The sequence below is a fragment of the Cellulophaga sp. genome (assembly GCF_039943695.1).
Lineage (GTDB): Bacteria > Bacteroidota > Bacteroidia > Flavobacteriales > Flavobacteriaceae > Cellulophaga.
Map to the genome: position 1 here is coordinate 71,129 of NZ_JBDVAA010000044.1, position 11,065 is coordinate 82,193.

An 11,065-nucleotide genomic window follows, 5' to 3' on the forward strand; every position below is an offset into this window, starting at 1 on the left:
GATAAACGGTAATTTATACTTATATTCATTTTTCTTATAGTACACTAAACCAATATTATGCTACATAAAATTAATTTAGAACATATTCTTTTTTTAGATATTGAAACAGTCCCTGAGTATGAGTTATATAGCCATATGACCAATGAAAAGAAAGAATTATGGGCAGGTAAAACAGCTTATAAAAGAAAAGAAGATTTTACGCCAGAAGAATTTTATGATAGAGCAGGTATTTGGGCAGAATTTGGTAAAATTGTTTGTATTTCTGTAGGGTATTTTAACACAAAAGGAGATGTGCGTAATTTTAGAGTCACTACTTTTTTTGGAGAAGAAGATATATTATTAAAAGAGTTTAAAAACCTTTTAACTACACACTTTGCATCACCTAAATATGTATTATGTGCACACAATGGTAAGGAGTTTGATTTTCCTTATATAGCTCGTCGTATGGTAATTAACCGTATAGATTTACCTCCAAAACTTAATTTGTTTGGCAAAAAGCCTTGGGAAGTTCCGCATATAGACACTATGGAGCTCTGGAAATTTGGCGACTTTAAACACTACACCTCGTTAAAATTAATGGCTAATGTACTTGGTATACCTTCCCCTAAAGAAGATATAGACGGTAGTATGGTTAGAGATGTTTTTTATATTGATAACGATATAGACCGTATTGTAAAGTATTGCGAATTAGATGTTATTGCAATAGCCCAAGTTTTTCTTAGGTTACGCAATGAAGAGTTGTTAGATGCCGATGAAATTAAGAGGGTGTAATTTTGGTGCTACTCGTTATATTTAAATTGTAAAAACACAGGAAAATGGTCACTGTAACCACCAACATATTTACGACCAACATAGGTTCTAAACGGTGTGCCTTTAAACTTGCCATCAAACTCGGTTAAAAAATGTTCATCAAAAATATTTGCCTCTACAAAACTGTGTGTACCTTTCTCATAATTTAAAAAGCTATGAGATATAATTATTTGATCAAACAAACTCCATTTTCTTTTGTAACTAGCACTACCTTTTTCAAAGGTTAATAAGTGGTCACTAGGGTTATAAAATTTATTAGTATCCATTAGTACTTTTATACTATCAGATTTAGGGCTGTCATTAAAATCACCCATAATAATATAGTTAGGGTTAGGGTGTTTTTCTTCAAGCTTTTCAATAAAATTTACAAGTACTTTGGCGGCTTCAATTCTTTTGTAATCTGTAGATATTTTTCCTTCTCTTTTAGATGGCCAATGGTTTACAAAAACGTGTACTTCTTCGCCATTTAACTTACCGTGTACATAAAGTATATCTCTGGTATAATCTTTTTCGCCATTAGTATTAATAATATGTACGTGTATAGGCTCAGAGTGTATAACTGTAAAATGGTCTTTGTGGTAAATTAAACCAGTATCTATACCGCGCTCATCAGGAGAATCATAATGTACATAAGCATAATTTATATTCTCTGTATTAGCAGTATTAAGAAGGTCTATTACTACGGTCTCATTCTCTACTTCTGCTATACCAACAAGTGCTGGCGGATTGTCAGAATTATGAGTTCCTATCTGCGACATAGTGCTAGATAGTTTAAAAAGCTTTTTCTTGTACCTATTATTTGTCCACCTTTTTACGCCTTTAGGAGTATAATCATCATCTAAAGTTGTGGGGTCATCAATAGTGTCAAATAGGTTTTCTAAATTATAAAAGGCAATTGTAACCAAATTAATCTTATTTTATTATTTTAAGGTAGTAAAAAAAGTGCTCACTTTTTAATATTAGATGCTAAAATACAAAAATAGCTTAGCAAGTATTGATTAGATTTGCATTATAAATTAAACATATGCTAGAGAAGATAGTCGTAGAATATGAAAAAGCTGTTCTTATAGGAGTTATAAGCAGCACACAAACAGAGGAAAAGGTAACAGAATACTTAGATGAGTTAGAGTTTTTAACCTATACTGCTGGTGGCGAAGTTTACAAACGATTTGTACAAAAAATAGACAAACCAAATCCTAAGACATATATAGGAAGCGGTAAAATGGATGAAGTTGCACTTTATGTTGAGGAAAATGAAATAGGTTCAGTTATTTTTGATGATGAACTTACTCCAGGACAGCAACGTAACATAGAACGCCATTTAAAGTGTAAAATAGTAGATAGGACAACACTTATTCTAGATATTTTTGCGCAGCGTGCACAGACAAGTTACTCACGTACGCAGGTAGAGTTAGCACAGTATCAATATCTATTACCAAGATTAACTGGTTTATGGACCCACTTAGAGCGCCAAAAAGGTGGTATTGGTATGCGTGGACCTGGTGAAACAGAAATAGAAACAGATAGGCGTATTGTACGTGACCGTATTACATTACTTAAAAAGAAGTTATCTAAAATAGATAGGCAAATGGAAACCCAGCGTGGTAACCGTGGTGCTCTAGTTAGGGTTGCTTTAGTAGGATATACCAATGTTGGTAAGTCTACATTAATGAATGTGGTTAGTAAAAGCGAAGTTTTTGCAGAAGATAAATTATTTGCAACATTAGATACTACTGTACGTAAAGTTGTTTTAGGTAATTTGCCATTTTTATTAAGTGATACTGTAGGTTTTATTAGAAAACTGCCAACACAACTGGTAGAGAGTTTTAAAAGTACTTTAGATGAGGTAAGAGAAGCAGACTTATTATTACATATAGTAGATATATCACATCCTAATTTTGAAGATCACATAGCATCTGTTCAGAAGATTTTAGAAGAAATTAAGGCAGACGATAAAAAAACTATAATTGTTTTTAATAAAATAGACCAGTTTACACACGAGACTATAGATGAAGATGATTTGGTAACTGAAAAAACCGAAATACACTTTACTTTAGATGAGTGGAAAAAAACGTGGATGCAGAAAGTAGGAGATAGAGCTTTGTTTATTTCAGCATTAAATAATGAGAACTTAGATACGTTTAGAAAAAGAGTTTATGATGAGGTTAGAGACATACACGTAACGCGTTTTCCTTATAATAACTTTTTATACCCAGAGCATTTAGACGAGTACTAAATGTTAGCGGTAATAAATTACTATTTATCTAGAAAAGCGCACTTTATCGAAGAAAATGAACCGCTTATTTTTTATACAACAGAATAAGGCAGGTTCACAACATAAATTGCCAGACTTTTAAGGTTCGCCATATATTTACACTGTAATTAAGAAACAAGGGTTGTAAAAATCTAAATGAATTAATTACACAAACGATATAAAACGCCTTTTTTCCCAAATCTGGCCTTTTTCATAAAAATGATATAAAAAGATCCCAAATCTTATTATCAAATTTAACCTATAAGCCCTCTTTAGAGGGCTTTTTTTGTATTATAACCCTCCTTGTTTATTTTTTTACTGTTTACTTGAATTATTTTTATAGTTTTGAGTCACTAAAATTATGAGAATGAAACAGATAATTATTGCAGTTGTGTTACTTTGTACAGTAAGTATGACTGCGCAAAAAAAAAGCGACTTGTTAACGCATTATGAAGCGTATTATAAGCAAATGAAAGCACAAGGAGATACTCAAGGAATAATTAATGCTATAACACATTTAAACGTTTTAGCACCAAGTGAGTCTCGTAAAGATACGTTAGCATTTATGTATGCAAACAGCAACCAAAATATGCAGGCATTGCGTGTTATTGGTGTAGAAACAAAAGATAGTGACTCTAACCTTGCTGTACAAGTAAGAGCCTTAGCATTAAAAGCTCTTGGAGACGTAAAAAGAGCTATTGCACAATTTGAGATTTTAAACAAAAGAACTCCTAACGCTTTTTTAGCGTATGAGTTAGCAGATTTAAAAATACAAACAGGAGATAAAGCTGGTGCAATTACAAATATTGAGTATGGTTTGGCTAATGCTAAGGATGGTATGAAGTATGCTTTTTACGAGAGACAACAACCTTATGAAGTACCTCTTAAAGCAGCTTTTTTACACTTAAAAGCATTAATAGAATTTAATAACAACCAGACTAACCCAGAAGCGGCTTTAGCGTTAATTAATGAAGCATTGGCAATTGCTCCTAATTTTAATTTAGCTGGTTTAAGCAAACAAGCTATAGAGGCAAGAAAAGCAGAAGAAACGGCTCCAAAAAAATAAGAGTTAGTTTGTTATAAATAAAAAAAGGAGCGCTTTAGCGCTCCTTTTTTAGTTTTGTTTTAATTCTTTTTTTAGCTGTATGTCTTTTTCTTTTTTAAGAGCAACAACTTTGTCTACATCCTCATTTGGTATGGCAATAGATAAAACATAATGTGCTATTTTCCATTCGCCTTTTACTTTTTTTAAAATACCAGAACCACGGCATATTTCCATTTGGGTATCTAGTAACTCATCAAACCAAGCAATTTTTTTAGATTTATCTACATAAACATTTCGTTCTAAAGCAGTAAAACTCCAAGCCTTTCCCTTATCAAAATAAGGTTTAGAAAAAGCTTTAAAATCTTTGTTCTGCCAATTTTCTGCAGCATCTGTGCCAATAAAAACACCATCTTTTGTCATTAAGCCAAAGTAAGCGTCAAAATCTGCATCGGCAGCAGCCTTATGCCAAGCATCTACAACCGTATTAATTTCAGTTTTTTGCGCTGTAACTTGTAAAGTTGCAACTAGCATAATAAGTAATAATAGCTTGTTATTCATTTTCTAAAATTAAATTAGTGTCTAAAGTATTGTTAGCAATTATGTTAAACTGGTTTCTAAAATTGTTATAAGCAGTAATTAACTCAGTCGCAGGTTCTAAAACATCTAAACTATACTCTATAGCACCTTTAGTTTTTAAAGTATATGTTTTTATAACAGTTTGCCTGCTCTTTATATGTGGTTTGTTAAACTCTTCAGGGTAAGTAGATTTTTCTAGCTTTTTTTGAGTGTCAATAATTTGGTCTAGCGTTAAACGTAAGTCTTCATCGTTTTCAGCCTTATACATACCATCTATAGCAGTATTAAAGTCTTTGTATTCTTGCCAGTTTTCTAAAACAGTAACTACTTTTGGATCTAGTTTTATCTTCTTTGGTAGCTTTTTAGCATTAAAAGTAATTTTGTCTGCAACTTGCTCTTCTTTTACGGTTTCTTTCTTGTTGTTAGAGCAAGAAATCACGCTAAAAATCAAAATAAAAAAAAGGAAAAATCTCTTCATAGGGCGAAAGTATAAAAAAAGAATAAGATAAGAAGTTTGTTCACTTTCAATTCATTTATAAATTTAGTTAAATAAGTAGTAAATATGTAATTACGACTAAAGTTAATTTAATAAATATATCTTTGTGGCTTAACTTTAGAACACCAATTATTGTGCAAAAATCTATCTTAATTATAGGTGCCTGTGGGCAAATAGGTACAGAGCTAACTTTAGCTCTAAGAGAAAAACACGGTAACGATAATGTAGTTGCTAGTGATATTAGAGAGGGCGGTGAAGATCTTATGGCTAGTGGTCCCTTTGAGCTTTTAGATGCTACAGATTATAAGGCTATAGAAAATGTTGTAATGCATTATGAGATAGATGAGGTTTATTTAATGGCAGCTATGTTAAGTGCAACTGCAGAAAAATTTCCTATGCGTGCTTGGGACTTAAATATGGGGTCCCTTTTTAATGTTTTAAACTTAGCAAAAGATAAAAAAATTAGTAAAATATTTTGGCCATCAAGTATTGCTGTTTTTGGACCTAATACTCCTAAAGAAAACACGCCACAAAATACAATTATGGAGCCAAGTACTGTTTATGGTATTAGTAAACAATCTGGTGAACGTTGGTGTAGTTATTACCATAATAAATATGGAGTAGATGTACGTAGTTTACGTTACCCAGGTTTAATTAGTTGGAAAACACAGCCAGGTGGTGGTACAACAGATTATGCTGTAGAAATTTACCATAAAGCATTAGAGAATAAGGCATACACTTGTTTTTTATCTGAAAACACAAAACTACCAATGATGTTTATGAATGATGCTATTAGAGCTACAGTGTCTATTATGGAAACTGAGGCTGAAAACATAAAAGAGCGCTCATCATACAACTTAGCTGCAATGAGTTTTACTCCAACAGAAATTGCTGCAAGCATACAAAAACAAATACCAGAGTTTAAAATTGATTATAATGTAGATTTTAGACAAGAAATAGCAGATTCATGGCCGCAAAGTATAGATGCTTCTACAGCAGAAAAAGATTGGGGTTGGAAAGCAGAATTTGATCTAGAAAAAACTACAGAAACAATGCTGAAGAATTTAGCAAACTAAATTAATTCTCATTATTATGTAATGAAATGTCTGGGATGGCTGTGGGGTCATCATCTTTAAAATCCTCATAGTCGTCCTCGTCATAATTCTCCATAGTGTACTCTAACTTTGCACTAATTTTTACAAGGTATTTAGTGTCTTGTGTAAGTACTTCTACTGCCTCAATAGTTTCATTTTTAGCATTTTTAAACACTATAATGTCACTATCGCCATACCCAGCAGGATAGCGATCTACTAGTAGTTTTAAAACTTCTGGAGTAAGTTTTTTAAAATCTACAATTACTCGTTTAAGGTTATCCATAGCAGCTATTTTTTAGAGAATTGTAATACACGCAATATGCGAGTTATTAAAATTAGTTTATTCTCTTAAAAACGCAAACCCCCTAAAGTTAATTGCTTGTAAAATATAAAAAGTAATATTTTACTTATTGGTAATATCAGATTTACCACCTGTTTTCTTCAAAAGCTTTATATGGTGTATTTCTATGCCTTTGTCTATGGGTTTTAGCATATCGTACATATTTAAGGCAACAATACTTGCTCCGTGCATAGCTTCTACCTCTACACCGGTTTTGTAGTTTGTTTTTACGGTAATTAAAACTGTTATTTCTAAGTCGTTAATTTGGTACGTAATATCTGTAAATTCAATTGGTAAAGGGTGGCAGTCTGGTAATAAATCTGGTGTTTTTTTTACACCAAGTAAACCAGCAGCTTTACTCATGGCAAAAACATCTCCTTTAGGAACAGTTTTATTGTTTATGGCATCTATAGTGGCTTGTGTACTTACCTTTACAACGGCTTGTGCAATTGCAGTTCTTAACGTAATTGCTTTTTGTGTAATATCTACCATTGTTATTTATTTACTTTCCATTGATATGAGCTGTCTTCAAAAACCTCTTTTCCAAAAACAGGTACTTGTGCCTTTATTTCTTCTACAACATAATTAAGCGCATCAAAAACTACTTGTCTGTGTGGTGCAGAAACAAAAACAAATAAACATATTTCACCTATGTTTACAATACCTTTACTATGGTAAATGTGCATGCAAGTAATATCAAACTTAGAAAATGTAGTTTCTTTTATCTCGTGAAACTTAAGGTTTGCCATTTCTTCATAAGCGGTATACTCTATAGCTTTTACAATTTTGTCATCTATTTTATCTGCTCTAACCTGACCTAAAAATATATTGTGAGCGCCAATTTGTGTTTTACTTTGGTGTTTGGCAATAGCTTCACCAATAAAAGCACTAGAGATAGCGCCTTCTTTAAACACATTTTTTATTTTATCATTCTTCATAAATCTAACCTAAAAAGTATTTGTTGCTTAAAAAGTAAAAATACTATTTTTAAAGATAATATAGATTTATTAGATCTTGGGTGTTATTAAACATCATTGAAAATATTTTAGTGAAACCTAATGATTTGCCTGCAAAAATGTATTTAACATAGTAAATGAAGCTTTATTTTATCTTTTTGTTATTTTTGTATGGATACTAATTAACAATTTAAAAAACTCAACAATGAAAATTACTAACAAATCACTACTGGTAGTTGGTTTGGCTGGTGCTCTTGCTATTACCTCATGTAAAGATGGTAAAGAAGCTAAAAAAGAGGACGTTGTAGCCCAAGCCGAAGTAGAAAAAATTCCTGGTATTGTACTAGAGAATATGGACACTTTAGTAAATCCTAAAGCAGATTTTTACAACTACGTTAACGGTAGTTGGATGAAGAATACAGATATTCCTGATGACAGATCTAGTTGGGGTGGTTTCTCTGTGTTACGCCAGTCTACAGATGCAGATGTTTTAGAAATTATTGCAGAAGCTAAAGAAAGTGGCAAATATGGTGCAGACACAGACCAAGCAAAAGCACTTGCTATTTTTGAAACTAAGTTAGATACAACTGCAAGAAACAAAGCAGGTTTAACACCTATAGAGCCAGCTTTAAAAGCAATAGCAGAGGTTAAAAGTTTATCAGACTTACAAACAGTTTTAGCTAAAAATCCAGCGGTTTCTTCTCCGTTTATTGGTTTTAGTGTACGTGCAGACTTAAATAACTCTGCAATGAATGCTGTTTATATGGGTGGTGCTGGTCTTGGTTTACCAGACCGTGATTATTACTTAGAGCAAGATAGTAAGTCTAAAGAAATTAGAGAACAGTATAAAAAATACATCTCTAAAATGTTACAAATGTTAGGAGATTCTAAAGAAGTTGCTAATAAGGCAGCTATAACTATTTTAGATCTAGAAACTAAATTAGCAGAACCACGTTTAGACAAAGTACAAAGTCGTGATGCAAGAAATTTTAATAATCCTAAAACAGTTGCAGAAGCAGATGCTATGCTTTCTTCTTTAGATGTTAAAAAAATGATTGCTGATTTAGGAATGACTAAAAAGTTTGATACTATTTTGGTAACACAACTAAAATATACAGCAGCTTTAGATAAGTTATTAAAAAATACACCTATTGAAGATTTAAAAACTCTTGTAAAATGGGATACTTTTAACGGAGCAACTGGTAGGTTAACTACAGCTACAGAAACAGCTAGTTGGGAGTTTTACAGCAAATATTTAAGAGGTGCTAAAAAACAACGTCCTGCAGATGAGCGTGCTCTAGCAACAGTAAACGGTACAGTTGGTGAGGCTTTGGGTAAATTGTATGTAGATGCTAAGTTTCCGCCAGAAGCTAAAGTAAAAGCAGAAAAAATGATTGCTAATGTAATTACAGCTTACAAAAACCGAATTAAGAAATTAGATTGGATGAGTGAGGATACAAAAGTTAAAGCAATTGAAAAGTTAGACAAATTTACTGTTAAAATAGCTTATCCAGATTCTTGGGAAGATTACTCTAATATGGAAGTAGCAGCAGACAAGTCTTATTTTGATAATATGACGGCTGTTGGTAAATGGGGTAGAGCAAAAAACTTTGCAGAAATTGGAGAGCCAGTAGATAAGAGCGAGTGGGGAATGTCTCCGCAAACGGTTAACGCATATTTTAACCCAATGAACAACGAGATTGTTTTTCCTGCTGCAATTTTACAACCTCCTTTTTATAACTATACTGCAGATGATGCTGTAAACTATGGTGGTATTGGAGCTGTAATTGGACACGAAATTTCTCATGCTTTTGATGATAGTGGTGCTCGTTTTGATGCTGAAGGTAACCTTAAAAACTGGTGGACAGATGAAGATTTGGCTGCTTTTACAGAAAGAGGCGATGCTTTAGCAGCACAGTACAGTAATTTAGAAGTTTTAGATAGCGTTTACGTAAACGGTAAATTTACTTTAGGTGAAAACATTGGTGATTTAGGTGGCGTTTTAGGTGCTTATGACGGTTTACAATTGTTATTTGAAGAAAATGGAAGACCAGAAGATATTGATGGTTTTACAGCAGAACAACGTTTCTTTATGTCTTGGGCTACAGTTTGGAGAACTAAGTCTAGAGATGAAGCTCTACGTAACCAAGTAAAAACAGATCCACACTCTCCAGGAATGATTAGAGCGGTACAACCTTTATTAAATATTGATGCTTTTTACGATGCTTTTGATATTAAAGAAGGAGATCCTATGTATGTTGCACCAGAAAAAAGAGTGCGTATTTGGTAGTTTTAAACTAGCAATAACATAATTTTATAAGTAAAGGCTACTCCTAAAAGAGTAGCCTTTACTCGTTTTTAGAAGTTTAAAACTGCTATTTTAGTTTGTTAACTATAAAAATAGTTGTGTAACTAAAAAAATAGGATTAAGTTTGGTTTCTGATAAAAACGAGTTGTAATAGATACAAAATGAAAAAGTTAACAAACAAAGAGGAAGAAGTACTTAAGATTTTGTGGAAGCTAGAAAAAGCTTTTGTTAAAGATGTCTTGGCAGAATTTAAAGAAGATAAGCCACATTACAATACGTTATCTACTATGATTAGAAATTTAGAGGAAAAAGGATATGTTAGTCATACTGCATATGGCAATACTCATCAATATTACCCAATAGTAGAAAAAGAAGTGTACAGAAAAGGATTTATGAGCAGGGCAATTACAGACTTTTACAGCAACTCATACAAGAGTTTGGTGTCTAACTTTGTTAATGAAGATAAAATTAGTGTAGATGAGCTAAAAGAGATTATTAACCATATAGAAAACAATAAGTAATGGAGTATTTAATTTTTATTGCTAAAAGCAGCTTGGTTATAGCATTGTTTTTTATTTGTTTTCAGATGTTTTTACGTAACGAAACATTTTTTAAAGCGAATAGGTTGTTTTTGCTAGCAGGAATATTTGTAGCAATGGTATTTCCTTTTTTAATTATAACCAAAGTGGTTTTTATTAATGCTCCTATTGTAGATTTTAATAAATTAAGTAATACTGTTGTCAATAATTCATCAATAGAAAATATAAATTGGTGGTTGGTAGTTTTGACTGTTTACGTTGTGGGTTGTGTATTTTTCTTAGGTAGATTTTTAGTGCAATTGGCGTCTTTATTTAGTTTAATTAATAAAGGGGCAAGCACAAGAGTAGGTAGGTATAAAATGGTTGAGGTTACTGCGGATACCAGTGCGTTTTCATTTTTTAATTTCATTGTGTATAATCCTAATTTACATACGGCAAATGAGCTTAAAACAATTATTAAGCATGAAGAGTTACACGCCAGGCAAAAACACTCTCTAGATATGTTACTTACACATTTGTTATGTGTATTGCAATGGGCAAACCCGTTTGCGTGGTGGTACAAAAAAATGGTTTCTGTAAACTTAGAGTACCTTGTTGATGATGCAATAGTATCGCATCAAAATAAAAAAGAATATCAGTATTTGTTA

At 32.2% G+C, this 11,065-nt stretch carries 12 protein-coding genes and 1 pseudogene; 7 read left to right on the top strand and 6 right to left on the bottom strand.

The window, feature by feature from the left end:
* Positions 1–57 precede the first annotated feature (57 nt).
* Positions 58–771 carry a 3'-5' exonuclease gene (locus ABJD66_RS03490; RefSeq protein ID WP_348128288.1) on the top strand — a complete coding sequence of 238 codons (714 nt, stop codon included), beginning with the start codon at positions 58–60 and terminating at the stop codon, positions 769–771.
* Between the two features lie 8 nt (positions 772–779).
* On the opposite strand, the gene ABJD66_RS03495 is transcribed toward ABJD66_RS03490, so the two are convergent.
* A complete protein-coding gene (locus tag ABJD66_RS03495) occupies positions 780–1,715 on the bottom strand; it encodes an endonuclease (protein ID WP_303540027.1) in 936 nt (311 codons plus the stop codon).
* A 119-nt stretch (positions 1,716–1,834) separates the two neighbouring features.
* On the opposite strand from ABJD66_RS03495, the gene hflX reads away from it, so the two are divergent.
* A complete protein-coding gene (hflX, locus tag ABJD66_RS03500; protein WP_100894169.1) occupies positions 1,835–3,046 on the top strand; it encodes a GTPase HflX in 1,212 nt (403 codons plus the stop codon).
* Positions 3,047–3,431: 385 nt separating this feature from the next.
* Positions 3,432–4,130, top strand: a complete 699-nt coding sequence (locus ABJD66_RS03505; RefSeq protein WP_348128293.1) for a hypothetical protein — start codon at positions 3,432–3,434, stop codon at positions 4,128–4,130.
* 48 nt (positions 4,131–4,178) lie between these two features.
* Here the strand turns inward: ABJD66_RS03505 and ABJD66_RS03510 are convergent, their stop codons facing one another.
* Both ABJD66_RS03510 and ABJD66_RS03515 read right to left on the bottom strand, forming a co-directional pair.
* Entirely contained in the window at positions 4,179–4,667 is a 489-nt protein-coding gene (locus ABJD66_RS03510; RefSeq protein ID WP_348128296.1) for a nuclear transport factor 2 family protein, read from the bottom strand.
* A complete protein-coding gene (locus ABJD66_RS03515) occupies positions 4,660–5,163 on the bottom strand; it encodes a hypothetical protein (protein ID WP_157811066.1) in 504 nt (167 codons plus the stop codon). Before ABJD66_RS03515 ends, ABJD66_RS03510 begins: the two co-directional genes overlap by 8 nt.
* A gap of 152 nt (positions 5,164–5,315) precedes the next feature.
* On the opposite strand from ABJD66_RS03515, the gene ABJD66_RS03520 reads away from it, so the two are divergent.
* Positions 5,316–6,257 (top strand): NAD-dependent epimerase/dehydratase family protein, encoded by a 942-nt coding sequence (locus ABJD66_RS03520; RefSeq protein WP_100894165.1) that lies wholly within the window; start codon positions 5,316–5,318, stop codon positions 6,255–6,257.
* Between the two features lies 1 nt (position 6,258).
* Here ABJD66_RS03520 and ABJD66_RS03525 read toward each other — a convergent pair whose 3' ends face one another.
* The 3 genes from ABJD66_RS03525 to ABJD66_RS03535 all read right to left on the bottom strand — a co-directional run bounded on the left by ABJD66_RS03525 (position 6,259) and on the right by ABJD66_RS03535 (position 7,553).
* The gene (locus ABJD66_RS03525) at positions 6,259–6,558 is read right to left on the bottom strand and encodes a hypothetical protein (RefSeq protein WP_100894164.1); all 300 of its coding nucleotides are present in this window, start codon (positions 6,556–6,558) and stop codon (positions 6,259–6,261) included.
* A gap of 120 nt (positions 6,559–6,678) precedes the next feature.
* Positions 6,679–7,107, bottom strand: a complete 429-nt coding sequence (gene moaC / locus ABJD66_RS03530) for a cyclic pyranopterin monophosphate synthase MoaC (protein WP_348128302.1) — start codon at positions 7,105–7,107, stop codon at positions 6,679–6,681.
* A 2-nt stretch (positions 7,108–7,109) separates the two neighbouring features.
* The gene (locus tag ABJD66_RS03535) at positions 7,110–7,553 is read right to left on the bottom strand and encodes a molybdenum cofactor biosynthesis protein MoaE (RefSeq protein WP_198519398.1); all 444 of its coding nucleotides are present in this window, start codon (positions 7,551–7,553) and stop codon (positions 7,110–7,112) included.
* A 223-nt stretch (positions 7,554–7,776) separates the two neighbouring features.
* Between ABJD66_RS03535 and ABJD66_RS03540 the strand changes: the two genes are divergently transcribed.
* The 3 genes and pseudogenes from ABJD66_RS03540 to ABJD66_RS03550 all read left to right on the top strand — a co-directional run.
* Positions 7,777–9,861, top strand: a complete 2,085-nt coding sequence (locus ABJD66_RS03540; protein WP_303540042.1) for a M13 family metallopeptidase — start codon at positions 7,777–7,779, stop codon at positions 9,859–9,861.
* Between the two features lie 179 nt (positions 9,862–10,040).
* Entirely contained in the window at positions 10,041–10,400 is a 360-nt protein-coding gene (locus tag ABJD66_RS03545; protein ID WP_013621148.1) for a BlaI/MecI/CopY family transcriptional regulator, read from the top strand.
* Positions 10,400–11,065 (top strand): annotated as a pseudogene (locus ABJD66_RS03550) (M56 family peptidase); the annotation flags it as partial. The gene ABJD66_RS03545 and the pseudogene ABJD66_RS03550, both read left to right, overlap by 1 nt.